This is a genomic window from Pandoraea sp. NPDC090278 (genome assembly GCF_044772185.1).
Lineage (GTDB): Bacteria > Pseudomonadota > Gammaproteobacteria > Burkholderiales > Burkholderiaceae > Pandoraea.
This window is the reverse complement of record NZ_JBIVYJ010000003.1, coordinates 201,789-226,417: the sequence shown is the minus strand read 5'-3', so window position 1 is coordinate 226,417 and position 24,629 is coordinate 201,789. Positions and strand designations below refer to the sequence as shown.

Genomic DNA, 24,629 nt, shown 5'->3' with positions numbered 1-24,629 from the left:
GAAAGCATGCGGCCGAGGGCGATCACCGTCACGGCCGCATGACTTCGAAGTACCCGCAGGTCAGGCAAAGTTTGTAAGGCCAGCGCGGTCCCGCACCGATCAACGGCCGCAGCGCCGGCACCGGAATCACCACATCCTCGAACGTCCCGCCCATGAGAAAGTTGGCGGGATCGTTGCATAACTTCACCTTGCCGCTCATCGCACTGACGGTGATGTGCACGTCCTGCCCCGGGTAGGCGGGCGGATCGCGAAACGTCAATTGATAGATCATCATCACGTCGGCGTCCGGCGGACTCTCGACCTCGTAGGTGCCATTGAGCAGGTGCGAGCGAAACGTGATGCGCAGCGACTCGTCGAATGCCGCGTGAGACGCAACCGGTGAGCGAACTTCCGCGCGCACACTCCACCAGTGGGGCGAGCCCTCCACGAAATCCAGACGCACGTCGACAGGCAAGAAGCGCCGCTTTTCCTCGCCGTCGTAGCACCACGACTTCATGCAACCGTCGTAATGCAACGCCGCGCGTTCGGGCGTTCCCTGCTCGTCGATCATCACCCTTGGATAGCGGCTGTCGACGGAAACTGGCGGCACGAGATCACCGCGCGAAAGTAGAATGAACTCTTCCATGCGCTACCTCCCGACTTCTGCACTGCAATTCCGAGTCGTTGCCGCGAGCGTGTCTTGCCGTCACCCGCATAGGCGCGCAACTTGCTATCTCTAAAAGTTCTGATGGATGCGCGCCATTTGGAGCGCAGTCTAGTCAACGCAATGCAATTGCGCACCTGTCAACCCTGACAGGTGCGGCGTCGCGCCTTCCGATCCGAGAATGAAAAACGCTGCCCCGCATTTCTGCTTCGGCAGCGTTTTTCTTTCGGTGCAGTGTGACTGGCAGTATCCCGGGTGCCCATGTATTATTTGAACGAAAGTTTTTGGCTTTTACCATTAATTTCATTCATGCAACGCACCCCTATCGAACTTCGTCACTTGCAGACCTTGCTGGCGTTGCGCGACACCGGCAGCGTCTCCCGCGCGGCGTTGTGGCTTCACCTGACGCAATCCGCTCTGTCGCATCAGATCAAAGCATTGGAAGACTTCTACGGCTTGCCGCTATTCATCCGCAAGTCGGCCCCGCTCGTGTTCACCCCGGCAGGGAAGCGTCTGCTGGCGCTGGCGGAAGAGGTCGTACCCGCTGTCGACGAAGCGGGGCGCGACCTCACTCGACTCGCACAAGGCACGCAAGGGACATTGCGTATCGCCGTGGAATGCCATACCTGCTTCGACTGGCTGATGCCCGCGATGGACGCGTTTCGTCAGCGCTGGCCGGAGGTGGAGCTGGACATCGTGTCGGGCTTCCATGCCGACCCGATCGGGCTGCTGCATCAGGACCGCGCGGATCTGGCGATCATCTCCGAGCATGAGGAAGGCGAAGCGGTGGACTTCCATCCGTTGTTCCGCTTTCAGATGATGGCGCTCATGGCGAACGACCATCCGCTTGCCGCCAGGTCGCATGTCGACGCCGAAGATTTCCGTGACGAGACGCTCATCACCTATCCCGTGCCCGACGACATGCTCGACATCGTGCGACAGGTGCTGCGCCCGGCGGGCATCGAGCCGACACGTCGCACGACCGAGCTGACGGTGGCGATCCTGCAACTGGTGGCAAGCCGTCGCGGACTGGCCGCGCTGCCGCTGTGGGCGATTACCGGCTATCTGGAGCGTCGCTATGTGAGTGCACGGCCCATCACACCGCAAGGGCTGACAGCCGAACTGTGGGCTGCCACGCTACCGGCAACAACGGCACGCCCGTACATCGGCGAGTTCGTCTCGATCATGCGCGAGACGAGTCTGCTGACCTTGCCGGAAATCGAGTTGATCTGACGACGTGTGCAGGCGGAGCGAAACCTTCGCCGCGTTGCCGCTCGTCAGGCGGGACGCCGCACGGTCAGGCGGCAGACGCGCTTGCCCGAACTCGCGCTTGTGACGTCTTCTTCGTGAAGGACGACGCCCTCGTGCAGCGCTGCGCGCACCACGGCAGGCTCGAAGGCGCTGTAGAGACGACCGTCATCGTGCCGAAGATCTTCGCCCTGTGTCACGCGCCATGAGACATAGAGCACGCCACCGGGGCGCACCAGCGTCCATAGCCGGTCGGCGGCCTGCGCGATCTCCTCGGCAGGCAGATGCATCAGTACCGTCTCGCAGATCACGTTGTCGAACTGCGTCGTCACGCTCTCCATTAGCGGCAAACGGTCGACGTGAAACGTCACCCACGGGAAGGTCTTGCGCGCCACCGCCACGAGCGCCGGTGAGGCGTCGTAGCCGGTGACCTCGAAGCCTTGTTGCGCGAGCCATGCAGCGTCGCGCCCATTACCGCATCCCACGTCGATTGTCCGGCCGCCCGGCACGAAATGGCGCATGAGCAATGCGTACATATCGTCGGGCGGTGGCTGTTCAAGCCAATCCTCACTGTAACGTTCGGCATTGGCCTCGTAGGCCGCTTCGGTTTTCAGGTCCACCATGATCGGGATCTCCGGGGGAGGCTGGGAACGCTAGCTTATTGCGAAATCTTCTCCAGCGCGATGTCCTTCGTGCGCGGCCCCATCAGGCCGATGGCGAGCATCACGATCAGCATCGCGCACGAGATGAACGCGAACACACCGGTCACGCCGAAATTGCGCAGCACCGACGCAATCAGAAACGCCGTGAAAATCGCCGAGAAGCGGCTCCACGAATAGACGAAACCCACCGCACGCGCGCGAATGCCCGTGGGGAACAACTCCGTCTGATACGCGTGGTAGCTGTACGACATGATGTTGTTCGCGAGCGTCAGGCCAATGCCCATTGCGATCAGCATGACCGACGACGTGACCTGCGAGAACACCATCCCGCACACGATGCCGATACCGGCCGTCCACACGATGGCGTGCTTGCGCTCGACCTTGTCGGCCATCCACAGCCCGATCAGCGGACCGACCGGTGCGGCCAGCGCAATCACGCTCGAATACGCCAGGCTCGTCGTCACCGTGACGCCCTGCTTGATGAGCAGCGTCGGCACCCAGTTCGCGAAGCCGTAGAAGCCGACCGTCTGGAAGATGTTGAAGAGAATCATCATGATGGCGCGCTTGCGATACGGCGGTACCCACATGTCGCGAAACGCGCTCTTGGGCACGACCGGCTCCGGCACGCCCGGCGCGGGCAGCGGCTTGCCGTACTCGCGCTCGACCTTGGCTTCAAGCGCCGAGAGCACACGGTCCGCTTCATCCAGACGCCCCTTCTGCGCGAGCCAGCGCGGGCTCTCCGGCAGGGCCCGGCGAATCCACCAGACGAACACCGCACCGTGCGCGCCGATGAGCACCACCCAGCGCCAGCCTTCCAGACCGAGGAATTCGCGCGGCACGAGCCAGTACGCCAGCAGCGCCACCACCGGCACCGCCGTGAAACCGACGGCCTGCTCACACGCGAAGGCGCGCCCGCGAATCTGCTTGGGGACGAGCTCCGCGATGTAGGTGCCGATCGTCACCAGCTCGACGCCGATGCCGAGGCCGACCACGAAGCGCCAGAAGTTCACGCCGGTGGCCGTCTCCTGAAACGCCATGATGACATTAGCGACGGTGTACCAGAGCAGCGAGCCGGTGAACACCGCGCGACGCCCGAAGCGGTCGGCGAGAAAGCCGCACGCAATGGTGCCGATAAACAGGCCCGAGAACAGCGCGGCGATGAAACTCGCCACGCCGGTCGTGCCGAACAGGCCCGGTGTCGTGGGCGTGAGAATGCCGCTTTTCACCAGACCCGGTGCGATGTAGCCGGTGTAGAGCAGGTCGTAGAGTTCGAAGAAGAAACCGAGACTGAGCAGGACCACCAGTTTCCAGACAGTACGGGTCGGGGGCAGACGGTCGAGTCGGGCGGAAATGTCGCCTGCGGTCAGGCGGGTTGCCGCTGTCGTTGCTTGAGCGGCGCGAGGCATGGAAGGCATTGATACGTCGGGGGATGGCATGGAAATCGTCTCCGGGCCCGTTCGGTCATGGCCGAACTGCTCACAGTCCGATGTCTCTTCGGACATCAGATACACCATGAATCGACAGGCGCGAGGCCGAAATTGTGCCACGAATGACACCGCGCCAGTCACCTTTGCCACGCACTACGAAAAATTGCGATGTTCATCAACAACAGCACAGCCGCATTCCGATGCGACGGTGCGCAGCACATCGTGTCGAATCGTCGATGCGCTGCGGCATGCGTCGCACACAGCGAAATCGTCGCGACGCGCGTTACTGCAATGCCGTCGCTTTCAATTCGTCGAAGCTGACGATGCGACCCAGCAACGCGCTCGCCGCGACCGTATAAGGACTCGCAAGCCAGACGCTGCCCGGTCCCGAGCGCCCCGGAAAGTTGCGATTGATGGCGCTGATCGTGACCTGTGTCGCTGCCGTCGATTGCCCCGGCCCGCAGTTCGCACACGCGCCGCAACCGGGCATGATGAGTGTCACACCGGCGTCTTCGAACGTCTTCAGATAGCCTTGCGCCTCGCAGTAGGCGCGCACGTCCATCGTGCCGAATTGCAGGAACAGTGACCGCCCCTGTGCGACGCGCAGTCCGTGCGCGACACCCCACGCAAGCACGTCGTGGTAGGCGTCGAAGTCATCGCGCTTGCCAGCGGTACAGGAGCCGCCGTAGGCGATGTCGATGGCGACGGGGGCGTCCAGCTCGGCGAGCGCCACACCGTTGCCGGGGTCGCCCGGACGCGCGAGCATCGGCGTGAGCGCTGCCGCGTCGATTCGGATCACGTCGCGATAGTGCGCGCCAGCGTCGCTCGTCATCCACGGTTCGAGCGTGAAGTCGATGCCTCGCCGCACCTTGAGGAACGCCACCGTTTTCTCGTCCGGTGCGACGATGCCGGTAAAGCCGCCCAGCTCGGCCACCATATTGGTGAGCGTGGCGCGCTCGTCGACCGACATGGCCCGCACGGCGCTGCCCGCATATTCGAAGACGAGGCCGATGGCGCCACCGCTGCGGATGGCGTCGAGGCGCAGCAGATGGAGCACGACGTCCTTGGCCGTCACACCCGGCGCGAGGTCGCCGTCGATTTCGATGCGCAACGTCTGCGGCACCTTGCAGCGCACGTAGCCCGTCACCCAACTGTTCGCAATGTCCGTCGCCCCCGCGCCGAAGGCGAGGCAACCGAGCGCGCCCGCGTGCGGCGTGTGCGAGTCGGTGCCGATCACGATCTGGCCGGGCAACGCGTAGCGCTCGGCCATGAGGGCGTGACAGATGCCGTCGGCACCGTGCTCACCGTCATCTGTCAGTTGCCCGTGCGCCAGCACGGGGTAGCGCGCGACGAACTCGCGGTGACCGCTCGTCAGGTTTGCGACACCGGGCAACAGGCCTTGCGAGACGTGCGGGAAGCTTTGCTCCGCGAGTACCAGATGGTCCTGGAACGCGATGATGCGCGACGGATCGTGCAGCGCCGCCGGTTCGCCGAATGCACGATGCATCAGATGCGCGCACATCCCCGTGAAGTAGTCGTGCGAGAAGCGCCAGTCGACGCGCACGAACACACCGTCGCCGTGCTCCGCCCCCGGCGTGGCCGGATGCAGGCGGCGCGCCATGATCTTTTCGACGAGGGTGCGCGGCGGTTGGGTGGGTGTCTTCGCTGTGTCGTCGTTCGCGAGCGGCGCAGGCCACTCCGCAAACTTGCTGTACGCGAGCAGGCCGCCGCTGCGGATGATCTGCTGCGTGAGGGCGTCGCGCCCCTTGAGAAATTCGGTAATCGGAATGGCTTCGCCCGCGAGAATGCGGTCGAGCACACCGAAATCGGTCGTCGTCAGAATGCCGATGTTGTCGCAATTCTGCTGATAGATGCGCTCGAAACTCTCGGCGACGATCAGACGGATGCCCGCCGACAACTCCGCCAGCGGGCTCGACTCACGCGACGAGCCTTTGCCGTAACGCTTGCCAGCGACGGTGACCTGAAAGCCACCGCGACGCACCTCGTGCTCGCCCACGGGCATCTCGTTTCCCGCTTTGAAACCGACATACGGATAGCGTCCGAGCCGCTCGTCGTACGTCAGCATGACGGTCACCGGTGTGATTTCGTCCGTTGAAACGTTGTCGCGCAGCACACCAGCCTCGGCGCGCGTGACGGACTCGCCCGACAACTGGCGGCGCACGATGGCCGGGTCGTCGGACAGAAACAGCACACGGCCGTCGAAACGAATGATGTCTTCCATGCGGCATTAACCTCCGGAAGACAGCATAGCGGCCGTGTCGTCGCCCTGCCGTGCCGTCTCGGCAAGGCGGGCGTGACCGATGGCGAAGGAGGGAAAGTGCAGGCGCCTGGATGCTTACAGGCTCTGCGCGCCCTGCCCTTGCGCGAGGAAATTGACTACGGCCGATGCCGTTGCACTGAGTTGCTCACGCGACGGGAAGACCAGCCAGAGCTGACGATGCGCCCACTCGTCCGTGAGCGGACGCACCACGACATCGAGCTTGCCGACGTACAACTGGCCCACCTGCTCGGGGGCGATGGCGATGCCGAGTCCCGCATGCGCCATGCGGCACAAGGCGTCGAGGCTGGAGACGCGGATCTTGATACGCAACGACTCGCCCGCCGCACTCGCCTGCTGACGCAGCATCTGCGTGAGCGCGCTGTTGCCCTGAAGCCCCACCAGCGTCTCGCCGACGCACGCGGAAAACGGGATCTCGCCGGTACGCGCCGCAAGCGGATGCCCCGCGGGCAAGATCACGGCGAGCCGGTCGCGGCGATACGGCACCATCGTGAACGCTTCGATGCCCTCGACGGCGTTGCAGATGCCCACGTCCACCGCGCGCTCAGCCACGCGTTGCAACACTTCGTTGCTGTGCTGTTCGTCGAGTTCGACATCCACGGCGGAAAAGACACGCCCGAACGCCGCCAGATCCTCGGGCAAGAACTGCACGATGGCCGACAGATTGGCCGCAATGCGCACGCTGCCGCGCGCGCCCTCATGGAATTGGGACAGCTCGGCACCCAGCGATTCAATCGTGCCTAGAATACGTTCAGCGTAACGGCGCACGGTCTCGCCCACCGGCGTGACGGTGATGCCGCGCTGGTGACGCTGAATGAGGGGGAGTCCCACGATGGCTTCGATGTCGGCAATGCGACGGCTGATCGCCGAAGGCGCGATGAATTCGCGCTCGGCGGCACGCGCCATGCTCCGCTCCTGGCAGACGGCCACGAAAAGACGCAAAGAAGTGAGGTCAAGCTTGCGGAGAAGGTTTTCCATACCCGTACGGCAATACACCGGAAATGCCGGAAACGCCCGGCTGGCGCGGCCCCGCGAGGGGCACGTCTTTTGCTGGACAAACAACGAATCGACGCTTATTATACGCATCGCGTACACATTCCTGCCGACCCGACCATGAGTGCACAGCAGACTTTCCTGCGCGACGCGATGCGTCGCCTGAACATGACCCGCGACACCTTCGCCGAGCGTATCGGCGTTCGTCGGCGCGCCCTCGACACGTGGCTGCTGCCCGAAGATTCCAGCGAATATCGCACGATGCCGAGCATCGTGGAGAAATTCGTCGGTGAAATTCTCGGTCGCGAAGCGCCGTCTGCGGAATCTACGCAAAGCGCACACAAGCCGCTGCGCGAACGCATGGGGCTCGACGGCAAGCCGCATCTGATCTCCGTCGACCAATTCTCGCGCGATTCGCTGGAAGAATTGTTCCACGTTGCCGACATCATGCAACCGATCGCGCGCCGCCAGAAGATCTCGCGCGTGCTCGAAGGCGCAGTACTCGGCAATCTGTTCTTCGAAGCCAGTACCCGCACCCGCGTGAGCTTCGGCTCCGCCTTCTGCCGCCTCGGCGGCTCGGTGTGCGACACAACCGGCTTCACGTTCTCGTCGATGGCCAAGGGCGAATCGATCTACGACACGAGCCGTGTCATGAGCGGTTACGTCGACGCGCTTGTCGTGCGTCACCCGGAAAAGGGCTCGGTCGCCGAATTCGCACGCGCCACGAACATCCCCGTCATCAACGGCGGCGACGGCCCGGGCGAACACCCGAGTCAGGCCATTCTCGACCTGTACACCATCGGCCGCGAGTTCTCGCGTCTGGGCAAGCTGGTCGACGGCGCCCACGTGGCAATGGTCGGCGACCTGCGCTACGGCCGCACGGTGCACTCGCTCATCAAGCTGCTCGCGCTGTATCGCGGCCTGAAGTTCACGCTGATCTCGCCGCCGTCGCTGGAAATGCCGACGTATATTCTCGACCAGATCTCGCAGAACGGTCACGTCATCGTGCAAAGCAATTCGCTCGCCGATCTGGCCGGTGCGGACGTGGTCTACGCGACGCGCATCCAGAAGGAGCGCTTCGCCGACGAGGCCATCGAAGGCTACACGCCGGACTTCCAGATCAACGAAGCGCTGATCAACCAGTATTGCGATAGCCGCACGATCATCATGCACCCGCTGCCGCGCGACAGCCGCCCGGGCGCAAACGATCTGTCGACGGACCTGAATCACGATCCGCGTCTGGCCATCTTCCGTCAGACGGACAACGGTATTCCGGTGCGCATGGCGATCTTCGCGATCCTGCTCGGCGTGGACAAGCAAGTGCAGCACAGCATGCGCGACGCTGCCTGGCGCTCGCCGTCGCACATCGGTCCGGACGACGCGCTGTTCGACGGTCTCGACTGATTTCGCACGCCGCGAACGCGTCGGAGAAATCCGAATCGTTCGTCGGACGATGCCGATACTGCACTGCCCCCAAGGATTTTTCGCGGGGGCAGTGTCGCTTTACGAGTAAAATTGCGGGCATCTCGATATGTACGCTTTTTCGCTTTTCCGGAGGCCCACATGCGGCGCAAGACCCTTACCCAATATCTGATCGAACAGCAGCGGGAATTCAACAACATTCCCGCCGAGCTTCGTCTGCTGATCGAAGTCGTCGCACGTGCGTGCAAATCCATCAGCCACGCCGTGTCCAAGGGCGCGCTCGGTGGCGTGCTGGGCAGCGCAGGCAGCGAGAACGTGCAGGGCGAGGTTCAGAAGAAGCTCGACGTGATCTCCAACGAGATCATGCTCGAAGCGAACGAATGGGGCGGCCATCTGGCGGCGATGGCTTCGGAAGAGATGGAAGACGTCTTCCACATTCCGAACCGCTATCCGCAAGGTGAATACCTGCTGATGTTCGACCCGCTCGACGGTTCGTCGAACATCGACGTCAACGTGTCGATCGGCACGATCTTCTCGGTACTGCGTTGCCCGGAAGGCGTGACGGATCCGACCGAGAAGGACTTCCTGCAACCGGGCACGCAGCAAGTGGCGGCCGGTTATGCGGTGTACGGTCCGCAAACGGTGCTGGTGCTCACGACGGGTCATGGCGTGAACTGCTTCACGCTCGATCGCGAGATGGGTTCGTGGGTGCTGACGCAGGAAGGCATGCGCATTCCGGAAGACACCAAGGAATTCGCGATCAACATGTCGAACGAGCGTCACTGGTATCCGCCGGTGCAGCGTTACATCGGCGAGTTGCTGCAAGGCAAGGAAGGCGTGCGCGGCAAGGACTTCAACATGCGCTGGATCGCGTCGATGGTGGCGGACGTGCATCGCATTCTGACGCGCGGCGGCGTGTTCATGTACCCGGCCGACAAGCGCGATCCGGACAAGCCGGGCAAGCTGCGCATCATGTACGAAGCGAACCCGATGAGCTTCCTCGTCGAGCAAGCGGGTGGCGCGTCCACGAACGGCACGCAGCGCATTCTCGACATTCAGCCGCAGAAGCTGCATGAGCGTGTTGCGGTGTTCCTCGGCTCGAAGAACGAAGTCGAACGCGTGACCGGTTATCACCTCGAAGGCGACAAGAAGTAAGCGACGTGAAGATGCGGTTTCGTCGTCGCGAAGACGATGCGATGACGCGAAAATTTTTTCGCGACGACGGAAGCGCAGGATTTCTGAAATTTCAATGATTTACGCGTGACTGATGCAGTCGCAGCGAAAAATCTTCGAAAAAAGTAGTGACAAATCCGTAAAGTCTGCTAATATCCCACATCTTCGCAGCGCCGGAGTAGCTCAGTCGGTAGAGCAGCTCATTCGTAATGAGAAGGTCGGGGGTTCGATTCCTCTCTCCGGCACCAGCGACTTACTCAGTCCCTGGTGATGCAAGCAAGACGAAGTACTTAGCAGTCAACAGAAAAGCCGCCCGATTATGTCGCGCGGCTTTTTTGTTTTTCGGCACTCTCCGATACCGGAGAGAGGGATCGAATCCTCCCCCTCTCCGCAGTCCCTCATTACTTTCCTGCGTTGCCTTCGTCGTCATCGATGGCGTTGTCATTCGCACCATCTTCGTCTTCCGCCGGTTGCGCCATCCATTCGTGGTAGCCCGCGACACCCATCTTGCGCATCAGCGCTTCGTTACGTTCGTATATCGTTTCGGCTTCCGGGAAGGCTTCCACCGCGCGGTCGATGCTCGCTTCGCGCAGCAAATGCAGAATCGGATACGGCGAACGATTCGTGAAATTCTCGGCGTCGTCCGGATCGGTGCCTTCGAACTGATAGTCCGGATGGAAACTCGCAATCTGTAGTTCGCCTTCGAGCTGCAACTGCTTGAGCATGCGCTCGGCAAAGAACAGTGCGTCGTTGTACTCGTGGAAGTCGAGCAACGCGTCCGGCACGATCAGCAGCGTCGTATCGACCGCTTGCGGGTCGGTCTGCGCCAGCCACTGCAACTCCTTCTCCAGATCGAGCAGCACGCCCTCCATATCGCGCGCGGCGCTCACGACATACCGGATCTGATCTTTGACGTGCACCGCCTTCGCAAAGGGGCAAAGGTTCAGGCCGATCACGGCGCGCGTGAGCCAGTGGCGTGTCGCCGCAATCACGGCCTCGTTGTCCTGCGTCTGCAACGGGTTCGTGGCGGACGCGGCGTCTGGAATGTTTTTCTCCGTCATACAAAAGCGTGGCGATGATTCATGAATACCGCATTGTAGTGCGGCATTCGCGCCGCGTCGGCATGTCCGTCATGGAGAACCTGACGGGGCGAATGCCAAAACCCGCACGCGGCGCGTGCGCGACCATGCGGCTTCTCCACGCCACGCGCCCAACGACCATGCCCAGTACTCCGCCCATCACCACCAGCGCTCACAGTACGTACACCTTCAGCGCGAGCGACAACATCGCCGCCTCCCATCCGCAACCCGAGGGACGGCATTTGTCCGCCACCTCGTTGGTCGACCTGCTCGACGTGCGACGCGGCTCGCTGTACCACGCACAGGACATCTGGAACATGCTTGTCGATCCGCAGAGTTGTGCGGGACGCGAGTTGCGCGGCGCGTGCGAAGCCGCATCGCCGAACGGTCCGCTGTTTCTCGAAATGGTGACGTTGCTGACCCTGCCCGAATCGGAGCGCACGATAGACCGGCTCACGGACGCAGGCGTCTTCCTCATTCCTGCGCGTGCCGGTTACCTGCGTCCAGAAGACGCCGCCCTGCTACGCAGCAACGAAGGACTGCTCCTCTGGCTGCAATATGCGGCAACACCGACGGCTTACCTCAAGGTGTTCGACGGCTCCGACATCTTCGGTGCGACGTCCACGCACGACCGCACACGCATCGCCAAGATTCTGCGGATTCTCATCGCCTGCGGACGCGATCGTACCGCCGCCACGCCATCGAATCCATCCGACCTCGCCCCCGTCAATCCGCTCTCCCATCTGTGCAGCCAGGTCGCGCCGCACTGGTTGCGTCGCGTGCTCGAACTCGGCGGCTGCCCGCATCAGATGAGCCAGCGGGGTGTGCCGCTGATTGTTAATGCCATGCGCGCGGAAGCGATCCGTCTGCACAACGCCGGGCAAGACTTCATGTGCGCCCACACCTCACTCCGGCAACTCGCCGAACTGCTCAAACGGCACGGCGCCGATCTGACCCAACCGAACGGACGCGGCGTGCCCTCCGTCGCGCTACTCGCCTTTCATGGGCTGTGCGGCGCAGCCGAAGCGCTGCTCATCAGCGGCGCCAGTCCGAACGCGGCCGATACGCATGGCAACACCCTCTTGCATCACCTGGCCCATGCAGTTCACATGCGGGAGACCCCAACGCACACCGAAAACGCCAAGCTCGCCCACTACGTCCTGATTCTCGCCCTACGCCACGGCGGCAGTCTGGACCGGCCGAATGCATCGGGACATACGCCCCGCTCATGGTTGCCCGAACCGACATCGCTCGGCCCGCAAGTCGACGAAGCCTTCCTCACGACGGTCCGTACCGCTGCCTTCCGTCGCATCAGAGCCCTTAGCTGATCCTCTCGTCCGACATGCCCATCCCCTCAGTCACCGCCCACTCGATATCGTCAGCGACGCATCTCGGTTCCGTAAGCGACAGTGCCGTCCCACCGGAAAGCCTCGCGCTCGAAGCACTCCTTCGTGCGCGACGTGAGGCGCGTTGTACATCGCGCGAAGTGTGGGACATATTGATGTGCCCCACGACGGCCGCTGGCTGCGAACTCCACGACAGTTGTTCGCTTGCAAGACCGGACAATCCCAAAAGGCTGGTCTTCTCGATGGCCACTCTGTTTTGCACACCGGTGCAGCACAGAACCCTGAGCGATCTCGAGAACGCCGGTATCTTCGTCGACCGCTCACGGCGCGACGACCTCGAACCAGATGACGCCGATCTGCTGCTCAGCGACTTCGGCCTTCAACTCTGGCTTCGGTACGCAGCGGAGCCATCGGCTTACCCCACGGTATTCGTCGACGCCCTTATGGCTGATGACTTCCCAGCGCTCCCGTCGTCCACCGCTGTCAGCGCGTTGCGCGTCCTGATCGCGTGCGGTCGCGACAAGACCAACAACGTGCCGGTGTCCGAGGTCACAGGAGACGTACACCTGCCGCTCACGCATTTGTGCGGTCACGTCGCCGTGGAATGGCTGCCGTCGCTTCTAGAACTAGGTGCCGACGCCAATCAGGCCACGGCAAACGGCGTGCCACTCATCGCCACGGCGATGGCTGCCGAAGCCGAGCGTCTGTATCTGAACGGCAGTGACCTGCTCGTGGCAAACGATTCGCTCTTTCGTCTGGGAAAGATGCTCCAGTCGCACGGTGCCAGCCTCACACAACCCGCACTCACGGGCTCGCCCCCGGTCGTGTTACTGGCATTCAATGGCTACTGCGCAGCGGCCGACGTTCTGCTCTCGCTAGGTGCCGCCTGCAACACCGCCGAAGTCGGTCGCGGGGGCAACACGCTCATGCATCAGCTCGCGGCCACCACGCGGTTGCGCCCCTATTCGTTTTCCGCCTTTTTCCTCTTCATCCTCGCACTGCGATACGGCGGCGACCCCGATCAGGTCAACTTCACCGGCGTCACCCCCGCATCGCTCTTGCCGGAAAGCCTCGTGCAATACCTGCGGCTAACGCAAAAGATGGTGAAGCAGGCACGCGAACGCGCCGTGCACATGATCGCCAACCCGGGAACGGTATCGGGCAACGCGACACTGGATCACGTACCTGCTGCTAGCGCGGCCATGATGCGCGAAGCGAAGCGGCTTTGCGACGCCGGACAGGATCCGCTGCGGGCGCACGAAACCCTTTTTGCGATGGCCGCGCTGCTCCAGCAGCGTGGCATGGATTTGACGCAACCCCATGCGGACGGCACGCCGCCGGTCATATGGCTGGCGTCACAGGGCTATTGCGGTGCAGCCGAGGTGCTGCTCGCCTTTCATCCCGACTGCAACGCGCCCGTGTATGAGGGCAACTCGATCATGCACTTCCTTGCTGCGACGACACACCATCCCCGCGACGCCATCTACGCCGACTACATGCTCAACACCGCGCTGCGCTACGGCGGCGATCCGACCCGGCCCAACAATGCGGGCAACACGCCGCTCACGGCGCTCTCTGCCGAACGGGTTCGCTTCGTGCGCGCAGGCTTCTTCTTCATCGATCAGACCCGCAAGCGCGCCGTCCAGATCGTCGAGCGCCGCCGCGCACCTCGTCTCGGACAACACCTGCCCTCACAGCAAGCTGCGCCCACCGATCCGTTGCGACATTCCGCCGCAGCCCTATAACATGCATTTAATTTGCATCTTATAATCACTCCGCCGGCCCCCTGAAAGTTGTTGTCGAGTTGTGCGAGTTGTCCATGATGTGAGCCCTGGGGACCGGCGACCGAATGCCGCACCGTGGACGCCCCAGAGCGTGAGCGTCGACGGCGTCGATGAAACACCCACAAGTACGACCAAAAAGATGCATTTAATTTGCATCTTATAAATTCAGGAGTCTTGCCATGCTTTCCGCCGCATCCCGCCCCTACATCGACGCAAGCGTTCCGGTCTTGCGCGAACACGGTCTTGCGATCACGCGCCATTTCTACGCGAGCATGTTTGAAGCGCATCCTGAGCTGCGCAACCTCTTCAACATGGGCAATCAGGCAAGCGGCGCGCAACAGCAATCGCTCGCCTCTGCCGTCTTTGCTTACGCCGCGAACATCGACAATGCAGCCGCCCTCGCCCCCGTGCTTGAGCGCATCGTTCACAAGCACGTCTCTGTCGGCATTACGCCCGCACACTACCCCATCGTCGGACGTTATCTGCTCGCCGCCATCAAGGCCGTGCTGGGCGACGCCGCGACGCCTGAACTCATTGCCGCCTGGGACGAAGCCTACTGGCTACTCGCTGGCGAACTGATCGCGGCCGAAGCGCGACTGTCGGAGCAGTCGCGTGCGCCGCTGGGCGCGCTGCGCGAGCTGGTCGTGGCTGACGTCGACCGCGAGACCGAACACGTCGTGTCGTACTACCTGCGCACGCCGGAAGGCGGCTCACCGGGCGAGTTCGCACCGGGCCAGTACGTGAGCGTCGCCGTCACGCTGCCGGACGGCCTGCAACAGCGCCGCCAGTACAGCCTCTCGGACGCCCCCGAAGCGCCGCACTGGCGCATCACCGTCAAGCGCGAAGAAGCCAATGCGTCGAAGCCGGAAGGGATGGTTTCGAACTGGTTGCACGCGAACGTCAAGGCGGGCGATCGCATTCTGGTCGGTCCGGCCTACGGCGAGTTCACGCTGCCGCAAGACTCCGCCCGTCCGCTCGTGCTGCTGAGCGCCGGTGTAGGGATCACGCCGATGATGTCGATGGTTGCGGCGCTGGCCGCCAAGGGATCGCGTCGCGAAGTGCTGTTCGCCCACGCCGGTCGCAACGGCTCGCACGTGGCGCTGCGCCGTCATCTGGCCTTCGCGAAGACGCAGTTGCCGAATCTGCACACCGTCACGTTCCTTGAAGCGCCGTTGAGCACGGACCGTGAAGACGTCGATTACACGCATGCCGGACGCATGGACCTGTCGCGTCTCTCGCTGCCTGCCGACGCCGACTACCTGATGTGCGGCCCGTCCGCCTTCATGCAGACGCAGTGGCGTGCCTTGCGCGACGCCGGTGTGTCCGCAGGTCGCATGCGCCGCGAAGTCTTCGGCCCGGACGCACTGGATCACCTGCTGTAATCCTTCGCAGACACTCGTCACACCCGAAACGCAAAAGGCTCCCGAGGGAGCCTTTTTGCATGAGGGCATTGAGCGCGACATCGCTGCCACAACCGGCTCAGTCGATCAACTTACCCGCCGCGTCATAGAACGGATGCGAACCGCCTGCGTCATCGACGAATGCGAGATGCGAGACGAGTCCCGTCTGCGGTGTGAATCGATGCAATTGGAACGCTGGCGGATCGAGTACCCACGCCGACGGCCCACCCTCGCGCAGATCGAGCGCGACCTGATGCGCAGGCGACGGACACACGCTCGCTACGGTACCGGCAAAGCGCGTATGAATCGGACGATGCACGTGGCCGCAGATCACGCGCTCCACGTTGTCGAACTGACGCACGATGGCAGCCAGCTTCGCCGCATCGCCCGAGTCGAGCGCCTGAATGTCCATGTGCTCGATGCCGCACGCGAACGGCGGATGGTGCATGGCGACGACCGTCGGCGTTTGCGTATCGCTGGCAAGCGTCGCTTCGAGCCATTGCAGGCGCTCGTCGCACAACTTCCCGCCGCCATTGGGCGGATCCTGCGTATCGAGCGCTACGAGTCGCAGCGGTCCGAACATCGCCGTGTATTGCACGAAGTCGCCCGGTTTGCCGAGATACGTGTGCTCGGGGAACACTTCGCGCAGCGCGTCGCGGCCGTCGTGATTGCCGATGACGAGGTAGTACGGGATTTCCAGCGGCGTGAGCAAACGACGCAGATGTTCGTATTCCTCGCGCGCACCGAAGTCGACGAGATCGCCCGTCAGCACAACAAAGTCGGGACGCGGCGTAAGCGTATTGAGACGTGCCACACAACGCTCGAGATAAGCGGCGGTATCGACGCGGCGATAGGCCAGCTTGCCGGGGCGTTTGATGTGAAGGTCGCTGATTTGCGCGAACAGCATGAGCGGTTTATCCGTGAAGCGAAAAGACATGGGCGGCGGGCAGCGACAGGCCCACCTTATCGCCGACGCGGCACTCGCGACGGCTGGAAACTTCGACGAGCACCGCACCGGCCGTGGACACGCCAGTGAGCGTCAGACGCGTGCGGTCGCCGAGGAACTGCACCTCTTCGATCTGACCGGTCAGCGGCGCGTCGCCAGCGGGCACGACGATGGCGTCCTCGGGGCGGAAGTACAACTCCTGCACATCGGCACGCACGTTCGGGCATTCGACGCGACCGCCTTCCAGATGGAAGTGCCCGTCACGCCACACACCGGCCAGACGATTGAGCGTGCCGACGAAGTTCGCCACGTGACGCGACGCCGGTTGGTAATAGATGTCGCGCGGCGCACCGATCTGTTCGATACGACCGGCGCTCATCACCACGATGCGGTCGCCAAGCGCCATCGCTTCGTCCTGATCGTGGGTGACGTACACCGTCGTCACCCCGAGCCCACGCAGCAGGCGGTCCATGTCCGCACGCACCGTCTCGCGCAGCTTGGCGTCGAGGGCAGTGAGCGGTTCGTCGAGCAACAGCACGCGCGGCTCCGGTGCGAGCGCACGTGCCAGTGCGACGCGCTGCTTCTGGCCACCAGAGAGCTGTGCGATCGCGCGGTCTGCGTAGGGCGTGAGATGCACCAGATCAAGCAACTCGTCCACACGCTTGTTGATCTGCGCCGAGGGCAGACCGCGCAACTTGAGGCCGTACGCGACATTGCCGCGTACGGTGAAGTTCGGGAACAGGGCGTAATTCTGAAAGACCATGCCGACGCGGCGCTTCTCGATGGGCAGGCGCGTGACGTCTTCGTCGCCGAAGCGAACGCGTCCACCGGCGTCGGGACGCTCAAGCCCTGCGATCATGCGCAGGGTCGTGGTCTTGCCGCATCCCGACGGGCCGAGCAGCACCAGCGTCTCGCCCGCACCGATCGTCAGATCGAGCGGCTGCAGGACAGTGTTGCCGTGGAACGTCTTGGCGCAGCGTTCGAGATGAATGGGGATGGAAGTCAGTTTCATCGTCATATCCGTAATCAGGTGCGACCGCGCGAATTGCGGACTTTTGCCCGTTGAGCCGTCATCTGCATGACGATGAGCAGCGGCACGATCAGCACGAAGAACACCGCCGTGTACGCACTGCCGATCTCCAGACGCAGCGACGCGTAGGCGTCGGCCAGCCCCACCGGGAGGGTCTTGGTGTCGGGCGTGTGCAGCATCCACGTGAGGTTGAATTCGCCGAGCGAGAGCGTCACGACGATCAGCGCCGCCGCCACGATTTCGCCGCGGATGTTAGGCAGCACGACGGTCATGAAGCGTCGCAGGAAGCTCGCGCCGAGACTTGCCGCGCCCTCTTCCATCATCTTGATGCGCGAGTCGGCGCAGGCCGCCGCCACCGCACGCACCATGAACGGCAGCGTGAAGATCACGTGCCCCACGACGATGAACGCCAGACTTTCGCGAAAGCCGCGCATGCCGCCGTACACGCTGATGAGGGCCAGCGCACTCGCCAGTCCCGGCAGCGCGATGGGCAACGTCAGCAGCTCTTCGATCCAGCGCGCGAAACGGCTCTGCCAGCGGGCGAGCACGTAACCGGCAGGCACGCCGAGCAGCGCGACCAGCACGAGCGTGGCGGCACCGACGTACAGCGAATTCAGAATCGCGTCGTGATAGTCCTGCCAGACCTGAATCACCCACTTGAACGTGAGACCCGCCGACGGACCACGGAAATAGTTCACCGACAGCCCGGCGAGAATCGACATCCCCACCGGAATCAGCAAGAACGCGCACATCAGCAGCGTAAGCAGCAGTTGCAGCGTGAAAAGGGTTTTCTTGAGCATGCGGATCAACCTCCGGCGGCGACAGCCTGCCCAGTGAAATTGCGGGCGAGCATCAGCACCGCCCACGTGACGATGCCGAGAATCACCGAGAGGGCCGCCGCCGTCGCCACATTGGCGTTAAGCGTGAACTCGGTGTAGATGGTCATCGGCAGCACGTCGATGTCGGTGGCGAGCGTGAAGGCCGTGCCGAACGCGCCGACCGAGGTCGCGAAGCACATCGCGCCCGAGGCGATCAGCGCAGGGGCAAGTGCGGGCAGCGTCACGTCGCGGGCAATCGCGAAGGGCCCTGCGCCCAGCGACGACGCCGCTTCCGTGAGCGAATGATCGAGGGATTCCGCGGCGGCCATCACGGCCAGAATCACACGCGGAATCGAGAAGTACAGGTAACCGAGAAACAGGCCCGTGAGCGAATACGCGAACACGACCTTTGAGCCGAAGAGTTTCGACGTCAGATCGCCGATCAGGCCTTGGCGACCCGCCAGCATGATGACCATGAAACCGACCACCACGCCGGGGAACGCCAGCGGCAGGGTCAACATCGACACGAGTGCCGATTTGCCCGGAAAGTCATGACGGGTGAGGAAGAGGCCCGCCACAAGCGACAACGCCAGAGTAGCCAGTGTGACCAGGGCTGACAGCACCACGGTTTGCCACAGGCTATCGAGATAACGCGCATTGGTGAGAATGGCGCGATAGGTCTCGAACGCGTGACCGTCGCCGCTTACCTGCACAAGTGCGGCCATCGGCAAAAGCCAGAACGCCAGAAAGACCGCCAGTGCCGGTAGCAAAAGTGCCACGCGCCAGCCGCGCGGCAGAGTCAGGTCACGCATCGCTTGCTTTGCTCCTCTTCCTCGTTGGACATTACCGTGCGTTTAGTCGCGAGGACTTAGCGCACGTTCTTCAGATACTGCTGACCGAACGCGTCCTGCTGTGCGGCGAGCTTTTGCAGATCGACCGGCTTCACGCGGGCATAGTCGCTCGCGGGCAGGAACTTCGCAGCGACGTCGGCCGGCATGGTGCTAGCGCGAACCGGACGCAGGAACGCTTGCGCCCAGTGGGCCTGCCCCTTGTCCGACAGCGTGTAGTCGATCACCTTCTTGCCGTTGTCGGCGTGCGGCGCGTTCTTCACGAGCGCGATCACGTACGGCAGCGACACCGAACCTTCCATCGGAATCACGAACTGCACGTTGGCGCGGTCCTTGTAGATGGCGCGGTAAGCGTTGAAGTCGAAATCGATCAGGATGGGGATTTCACCCGAGAGCACGCGGGCATACGCCGTTTGCTTCGGCACGATCGGCGCGTTGGCCTTGAGCTTCTGGAAGAAGCTGATCGCCGGACCGAAGTTCTCCATCGAACCGCCGAGCGCCTGGTTGGCGGCAATCGCGGCTGCGTAGCCTGCGAAGGCGCTGCTCGGGTCCAGATAACCCACCATGCCCTTGTATTCCGGCTTGAGCAGGTCGGCCCACGAACGCGGCACCGGCTTGCCTTCCAGGGCGTCGCGGTTCACGAAGAAGCCGACCGTGCCCGAGTGGATCGTCGTCCACAAGCCGTTCGGATCCTTCAGGTTGGCCGGTACCTGATCCCAGTTTGCAGGCTTGTACGGAGCGAGCAGGCCCTTCTTGCCCGCTTCGATCGCCGCCGTGATACCCAGATAGACGATGTCGGCGACCGGTGCCTTCTGTTCTGCGATCAGTTGTGCGACCGCTTGTCCCGAGTTCTTGTTGTCCAGCGGCACGCGAATGCCGGTGTCTTGCGCAATCGACTTGACCTGACCGGCCCAGTCCGCCCATTCCGGCGGGCAGTTGTAGCAGATCGCCGTCTGCTGGGCATGCGCGGCGCCAGCGCCGAGCAAGGTGAACAACGCCAGCGTGCGAGCGGCGCGGGTGATCCAAAGCTTCATTTCTGGGCTCCTGAAAGTCTGAGCGTTGGCGGCACGCGTGTGCCGCCGCAGGTTACGTTTCTACCGTGTGGTACAGGCCTTGCGGCCGGATGCCTGATTGCCTCGGCCCACGCCGCGCTCTCTTGATGGAGTCGGTCGTCGGCCACTTTCTTGCTTGCTAGTACTGGGGTCCTGCGTACTGCAGTGCTGCGATTGCTTCGAAACCGGTGGTGCGCGTCGTCATGCGGGTTTGGCGGGCGGTGCCGACACCGTGCCGCCCCGGCGAATCTCGTGTGGCAGGATCAGCGCATGGTTGAGCGCGGGATCGTGCGATGCGGTCACACCGGCCGCGCCGACACGTCCGTCGATCTGTGCGAGCAGACGCTGCGCCGCGTGGCGGCCGATCTCCACGCTGGGCTGCACGACCGTCGCGAGCGTCGGCGAGAGCAGTTCACCGACGGCGAGGCCGTCGAAGCCGAGCACGGAGATGTCGTCCGGCACACGCAGCCCGGCTTCGCGCAGCGCACGCATGACGCCGAGCGCGAGCAGATCGTTGGAGCAGAACAGCGCCGTGGGGCGCGCGCCGTCGCGCTCACGCTGCGCCAGCCATTCGCGCACCCGCTCGCCCCGCGCCCCGCTGTTGAAGTCGATTTCGAACGCTGGCAGCGGCGTGAGACCGGCGGCCTGCATGGCGTCGCCGTAGCCGAGATAGCGACGCTTGGCGCGGTCGGACGCATGCAGCGCCCCCGTCACCATCACGATGTCGCGATGTCCGGCCTCGATGAGCATGTTCACGCCCTGAGCGGCGGCCGCGCGGTTATCCACGGACACGCACGGGCGCTCGGGGGCGTCGTTATAAACGAGCTGGCACGCCACGCCCTCGGCCGCGAGATCGTCGACGAGCGCGCTGTGTTCGGCATCGGCGAGCGTGAGGAGCAAACCATCGACCCGCTGTTGCAGCAGGGTTTCGATGGCGTTGCGTTCGCGTTCCGGATCGTATTGGGTGGTGACGAGCAACAGGCGGCGGCCCGTGCCGTCGACAGCGGCTTCGATGCCTTCGAGGCAATCGGCGAAGACCGGATTGCCGAGTGTGGGCAGCATCACGCCGATCAGGCCGGTGCGCTCGCCGCGCAGTTGACGACCGAGCGCGTTGGGACGGAATTTGAGTTCAGCGGCCGCCGCCTGCACGCGGGCGAGCGTCTCGGGACGCACCAGTTGCGGCGAATTAAGTGCACGCGACACCGTCGCGATCGAACAACCTGCACGCTGCGCCACATCCCGAATATCAGCCACACCCCGCTCCTCTTATCTGGACCGTCGAATTTTGAAGTTGACGGATTTTACGCAAATGTAAACGTTTACGAAAACGTTTTCACTCCGGGATTCTATGGAGGCATTGTGATGAATTCATGACAGTCCGGGGAGCCTCATGGATGCTGGATCGGCGCATTGGCCGTCCTTGCATGGCGACTTGCGGCTATCGAAACGGACGCGCCGACGCTCTCCGTGATGCCGCCTATACTGAAAATCCCCCCTCCAACGGGGGGCATCGCGGCATGAGGACCACCTCCATCCACGACCGGGAACGGCCATGAACGACTATCACTTCCTCACCTTGTGGCGGCTCACCGCGCCGCTGAACGAAGTCTGGGACACGCTACGGGACGTCGACCATTGGGCCCGCTGGTGGCCCTGCGTGCGGGAGGTGCGCACGCTCGATCCGGGGGATGCCGACGGTATTGGTGCGGTGCGCGCACTGACCTGGCACGGGGCTTTGCCCTATTCGCTGACCTTCGAGACCCGCATCACGCACATCGACCCGATGCGCGAGGTGCGCAGTGTGGCGACAGGTGAGGCCGAAGGCACGGGGGTCTGGCGCTTCGAGACGGAAGGCTCGATTACGGTGGTGCGCTATGCGTGGGACGTCCACACCCGGCGTGAGTGGATGAACAAGCTCGCGCCGCTGGCCCGGCCGCTGTTCCGCTGGAACCACAATTACGTGATGCGACGTGGCGGCGAGGGACTTGCTGCGGTGCTGAACGCCCATCTGGTCGAGTGTCTCGACAGCGACCTGCCACCGGCCGCCATCGGCAAGGAACGCGATCCGCGCGAGTTGCGCGAGGCCCGGGCGCGTGTGAGTCACGATTCGCATCGTTAGCCGTCACGACCGACGATATTCCCATTGACACACGGATCGTCGGAGCTCCATACAACGATGATGAGCGCGGCAGCGCTGTCTCTGGGCTGCGAGTTGCCTCCCGCGCCTCTTTTCCCCCATCTATTCCATTAAGGAATAGACGCCACGATAGATTTCATTATTTTTTATATCGACGGTTGCCTAGACTTGTGAGCATCCGGCGGTTGTGCCGTGACGCTGCGTTGCATGGCGTCACCGGCGACCTGCCGCCCCGCAAAACAATCCGCTCCAGGAGACCTCGTGAGCCTTGCGAATGCGCCGCTGCTGCGGCATTACGTGGATGGTGCGTTCGTCGCCACCGATCGCCAGTTCGATAACGTCAGCCCGGTGGACGGCCACCTCGTCGCGAAAGTGTGCGAAGCCGATGCCGCCACCGTCGACCGCGCCGTGAGCGCCGCCCGTCGCGCCCTGCACGACGGCCCGTGGGGCAAGACCACGCCCGCCGAGCGGGCCGCTGTCCTGCACCGCATCGCCGACGGCATTCAGGCCCGTTTCGACGAGTTCGTCGCCGCCGAAGTGGCCGACACTGGCCGCCCCGAGGAACAGGCACGCACGCTCGACATCGCGCGTGGCATCGCCAACTTCCGCATGTTTGCGGACCTCATCAAGACCGCCGGTAGTGAAGTTTACGAAATGCGCGCAGCCGACGGCGGCGACGTGATGAACTACGTTACGCGCAAGCCGCTCGGCGTCATCGGCATCATCTCGCCGTGGAACCTGCCGCTGCTGCTCTTCACATGGAAGGTCGCCCCCGCGCTGGCGATGGGCAATTGCGTCGTTGCGAAGCCCTCGGAAGAAACGCCTTCGTCCGCCACGCTGCTCGCCGAAGTCATGGACGCCGCTGGTGTGCCGCCCGGTGTCTTCAACCTCGTGCACGGCTTCGGTCCCAACTCCGCCGGTGAGTTTCTGACCAAGCACCCGGACGTCTCCGCCATCACCTTCACCGGTGAATCGCGCACCGGCAGCGCCATCATGAAAGCGGTGGCCGACGGCGTGAAGGAAATCTCGTTCGAACTGGGTGGCAAGAACGCCGCCGTGGTCTTCGCCGACGCCGACTTCGACAAAGCGGTCGACGGTGTGGTGCGTTCGTCCTTCACCAACGCCGGTCAGGTCTGCCTGTGCTCGGAACGTGTCTACGTCGAGCGCCCGATCTTCGATCGCTTCGTCGCCGCGCTCGCCGAGCGTGCCGCCGCGCTGCGTATCGACGCGCCGGACGCAGAAGGCGTTCAGATGGGTCCGCTCGTTTCCCGCAAGCATCGCGAGAAGGTGCTCTCGTACTATCAGTTGGCCGTCGAAGAAGGCGCGACGGTGGTCACCGGCGGTGGTGTGCCGACCTTTGGCGACGCGCGCGACGAAGGTGCTTTCGTCCAGCCGACGGTCTGGACGGGACTCCCCGACACGGCCCGCTGCGTCCGCGAAGAGATCTTCGGCCCGGTGTGCCACGTCGCCCCGTTCGATAGCGAGGACGAAGTCATCCGCCGCGTGAACGACAGCGACTACGGCCTTGCCGGTTGCGTGTGGACGACGAACCTGTCGCGCGCGCACAGGGTGGCGCGTCAGTTCCAGACAGGCCTCGTGTGGGTCAACACGTGGTTCCTGCGCGATCTGCGCACGCCGTTCGGCGGCGTGAAGCTCTCGGGCCTCGGCCGCGAAGGCGGACGTCACTCGCTCGATTTTTATTCCGAAATCACCAACATCTGCATCAAGCTATAAACAACGCGGTACGTCAAAGCCATGTAGGGAGGCGACGGTGCGGCAATCTCGATGGGGGTCGAGGCTGCCGCACCCGCGCGCCGTCCCATGACAAGAACACAACGGAGACTCGAATCCATGAGCGCATCGCAAAACACGCAAGCCCGCGTCGTCGAAGGCAAAGCCAAGCCGCGCGGCAAGTTCCCGCACATCAAACGCGCAGGTGACTTCCTGTTCGTCTCGGGCACCAGCTCGCGACGCCCCGATAACTCGTACGCCGGTGCGCAGGTCGATGCGCTGGGCGTCACGCAGCTCGACATTCGCGAGCAGACGCGCACCGTCATCGAGAACATTCGCGACATTCTCGCGAGCGAAGGCGCGACACTGGCGGACGTCGTCGAAGTCGGTTCGTTCCTGGTGAACATGAACGACTTCGGCGGCTACAACGAGGTGTACGGCGAGTATTTCGACGAGAACGGCCCTACCCGCACGACGGTCGCCGTGCACCAGTTGCCGCATCCGCTGCTGCTCATCGAAATCAAGTGCGTGGCCTATGCGCCGCGCGCACGCTAAGCCTTCGCTTACGTATGAATGCAGGCAGGCACACAT

General features: G+C 63.4%; 21 protein-coding genes and 1 tRNA gene. 10 read left to right on the top strand and 12 right to left on the bottom strand.

The window, feature by feature from the left end:
- Nucleotides 1-28 precede the first annotated feature (28 nt).
- Complete coding sequence (locus ACIQWO_RS13410) at nucleotides 29-625, bottom strand: hypothetical protein (RefSeq protein ID WP_402824464.1); 597 nt, start codon at nucleotides 623-625, stop codon at nucleotides 29-31.
- A gap of 327 nt (nucleotides 626-952) precedes the next feature.
- On the opposite strand from ACIQWO_RS13410, the gene ACIQWO_RS13405 reads away from it, so the two are divergent.
- Nucleotides 953-1,876 carry a LysR substrate-binding domain-containing protein gene (locus tag ACIQWO_RS13405; protein ID WP_402824461.1) on the top strand — a complete coding sequence of 308 codons (924 nt, stop codon included), beginning with the start codon at nucleotides 953-955 and terminating at the stop codon, nucleotides 1,874-1,876.
- Between the two features lie 44 nt (nucleotides 1,877-1,920).
- Here ACIQWO_RS13405 and ACIQWO_RS13400 read toward each other — a convergent pair whose 3' ends face one another.
- From ACIQWO_RS13400 to ACIQWO_RS13385, 4 genes are all read right to left on the bottom strand, one after another.
- The gene (locus tag ACIQWO_RS13400) at nucleotides 1,921-2,514 is read right to left on the bottom strand and encodes a class I SAM-dependent methyltransferase (RefSeq protein WP_402824458.1); all 594 of its coding nucleotides are present in this window, start codon (nucleotides 2,512-2,514) and stop codon (nucleotides 1,921-1,923) included.
- Nucleotides 2,515-2,549: 35 nt separating this feature from the next.
- Nucleotides 2,550-3,968 carry an MFS transporter gene (locus ACIQWO_RS13395; RefSeq protein WP_402824455.1) on the bottom strand — a complete coding sequence of 473 codons (1,419 nt, stop codon included), beginning with the start codon at nucleotides 3,966-3,968 and terminating at the stop codon, nucleotides 2,550-2,552.
- Nucleotides 3,969-4,263: 295 nt separating this feature from the next.
- Nucleotides 4,264-6,222: an aconitase family protein gene (locus ACIQWO_RS13390; protein WP_402824452.1), complete on the bottom strand. Its 1,959-nt coding sequence runs from the start codon at nucleotides 6,220-6,222 to the stop codon at nucleotides 4,264-4,266.
- Nucleotides 6,223-6,336: 114 nt separating this feature from the next.
- A complete protein-coding gene (locus ACIQWO_RS13385) occupies nucleotides 6,337-7,257 on the bottom strand; it encodes a LysR substrate-binding domain-containing protein (protein WP_402824449.1) in 921 nt (306 codons plus the stop codon).
- A gap of 135 nt (nucleotides 7,258-7,392) precedes the next feature.
- Between ACIQWO_RS13385 and ACIQWO_RS13380 the strand changes: the two genes are divergently transcribed.
- The 3 genes from ACIQWO_RS13380 to ACIQWO_RS13370 all read left to right on the top strand — a co-directional run bounded on the left by ACIQWO_RS13380 (nucleotide 7,393) and on the right by ACIQWO_RS13370 (nucleotide 10,115).
- Nucleotides 7,393-8,676 carry an aspartate carbamoyltransferase gene (locus tag ACIQWO_RS13380; protein ID WP_039402605.1) on the top strand — a complete coding sequence of 428 codons (1,284 nt, stop codon included), beginning with the start codon at nucleotides 7,393-7,395 and terminating at the stop codon, nucleotides 8,674-8,676.
- Nucleotides 8,677-8,835: 159 nt separating this feature from the next.
- Nucleotides 8,836-9,849, top strand: coding sequence for a class 1 fructose-bisphosphatase (locus ACIQWO_RS13375; protein ID WP_402824445.1), 1,014 nt, complete (start codon nucleotides 8,836-8,838; stop codon nucleotides 9,847-9,849).
- 190 nt (nucleotides 9,850-10,039) lie between these two features.
- Nucleotides 10,040-10,115 (top strand) — tRNA-Thr (locus tag ACIQWO_RS13370).
- A gap of 153 nt (nucleotides 10,116-10,268) precedes the next feature.
- Here the strand turns inward: ACIQWO_RS13370 and ACIQWO_RS13365 are convergent.
- Nucleotides 10,269-10,928: a DUF1415 domain-containing protein gene (locus ACIQWO_RS13365; RefSeq protein WP_402824442.1), complete on the bottom strand. Its 660-nt coding sequence runs from the start codon at nucleotides 10,926-10,928 to the stop codon at nucleotides 10,269-10,271.
- 158 nt (nucleotides 10,929-11,086) lie between these two features.
- Here ACIQWO_RS13365 and ACIQWO_RS13360 point away from each other — a divergent pair, with 158 nt between their 5' ends.
- From ACIQWO_RS13360 to ACIQWO_RS13350, 3 genes are all read left to right on the top strand, one after another.
- A complete protein-coding gene (locus tag ACIQWO_RS13360) occupies nucleotides 11,087-12,274 on the top strand; it encodes a hypothetical protein (protein WP_402824439.1) in 1,188 nt (395 codons plus the stop codon).
- Nucleotides 12,275-12,534: 260 nt separating this feature from the next.
- Nucleotides 12,535-14,037, top strand: a complete 1,503-nt coding sequence (locus ACIQWO_RS13355) for a hypothetical protein (RefSeq protein ID WP_402824436.1) — start codon at nucleotides 12,535-12,537, stop codon at nucleotides 14,035-14,037.
- A 218-nt stretch (nucleotides 14,038-14,255) separates the two neighbouring features.
- Entirely contained in the window at nucleotides 14,256-15,458 is a 1,203-nt protein-coding gene (locus tag ACIQWO_RS13350) for a globin domain-containing protein (RefSeq protein WP_402824433.1), read from the top strand.
- A gap of 97 nt (nucleotides 15,459-15,555) precedes the next feature.
- Here the strand turns inward: ACIQWO_RS13350 and ACIQWO_RS13345 are convergent, their stop codons facing one another.
- The 6 genes from ACIQWO_RS13345 to ACIQWO_RS13320 all read right to left on the bottom strand — a co-directional run bounded on the left by ACIQWO_RS13345 (nucleotide 15,556) and on the right by ACIQWO_RS13320 (nucleotide 21,424).
- Complete coding sequence (locus ACIQWO_RS13345) at nucleotides 15,556-16,383, bottom strand: phosphodiesterase (protein ID WP_402824430.1); 828 nt, start codon at nucleotides 16,381-16,383, stop codon at nucleotides 15,556-15,558.
- A 7-nt stretch (nucleotides 16,384-16,390) separates the two neighbouring features.
- On the bottom strand, nucleotides 16,391-17,434 hold the full coding sequence (locus ACIQWO_RS13340) for an ABC transporter ATP-binding protein (RefSeq protein WP_402824428.1): 1,044 nt from the start codon (nucleotides 17,432-17,434) through the stop codon (nucleotides 16,391-16,393).
- A gap of 14 nt (nucleotides 17,435-17,448) precedes the next feature.
- Entirely contained in the window at nucleotides 17,449-18,252 is an 804-nt protein-coding gene (locus ACIQWO_RS13335) for an ABC transporter permease (protein WP_402824426.1), read from the bottom strand.
- 5 nt (nucleotides 18,253-18,257) lie between these two features.
- Nucleotides 18,258-19,082 (bottom strand): ABC transporter permease, encoded by an 825-nt coding sequence (locus ACIQWO_RS13330; protein WP_402824423.1) that lies wholly within the window; start codon nucleotides 19,080-19,082, stop codon nucleotides 18,258-18,260.
- 56 nt (nucleotides 19,083-19,138) lie between these two features.
- Nucleotides 19,139-20,152 carry an extracellular solute-binding protein gene (locus ACIQWO_RS13325; RefSeq protein ID WP_402824420.1) on the bottom strand — a complete coding sequence of 338 codons (1,014 nt, stop codon included), beginning with the start codon at nucleotides 20,150-20,152 and terminating at the stop codon, nucleotides 19,139-19,141.
- Nucleotides 20,153-20,371: 219 nt separating this feature from the next.
- Nucleotides 20,372-21,424 (bottom strand): LacI family DNA-binding transcriptional regulator, encoded by a 1,053-nt coding sequence (locus ACIQWO_RS13320; protein ID WP_402824417.1) that lies wholly within the window; start codon nucleotides 21,422-21,424, stop codon nucleotides 20,372-20,374.
- Between the two features lie 298 nt (nucleotides 21,425-21,722).
- On the opposite strand from ACIQWO_RS13320, the gene ACIQWO_RS13315 reads away from it, so the two are divergent.
- The 3 genes from ACIQWO_RS13315 (at nucleotide 21,723) to ACIQWO_RS13305 (ending at nucleotide 24,593) form a co-directional block, all read left to right on the top strand.
- Entirely contained in the window at nucleotides 21,723-22,289 is a 567-nt protein-coding gene (locus tag ACIQWO_RS13315; RefSeq protein ID WP_402824414.1) for an SRPBCC family protein, read from the top strand.
- Nucleotides 22,290-22,568: 279 nt separating this feature from the next.
- A complete protein-coding gene (locus ACIQWO_RS13310; protein WP_150666101.1) occupies nucleotides 22,569-24,041 on the top strand; it encodes a 2-hydroxymuconic semialdehyde dehydrogenase in 1,473 nt (490 codons plus the stop codon).
- A 117-nt stretch (nucleotides 24,042-24,158) separates the two neighbouring features.
- Complete coding sequence (locus ACIQWO_RS13305) at nucleotides 24,159-24,593, top strand: RidA family protein (RefSeq protein ID WP_402824410.1); 435 nt, start codon at nucleotides 24,159-24,161, stop codon at nucleotides 24,591-24,593.
- The last annotated feature ends 36 nt before the right edge of the window (nucleotides 24,594-24,629 follow it).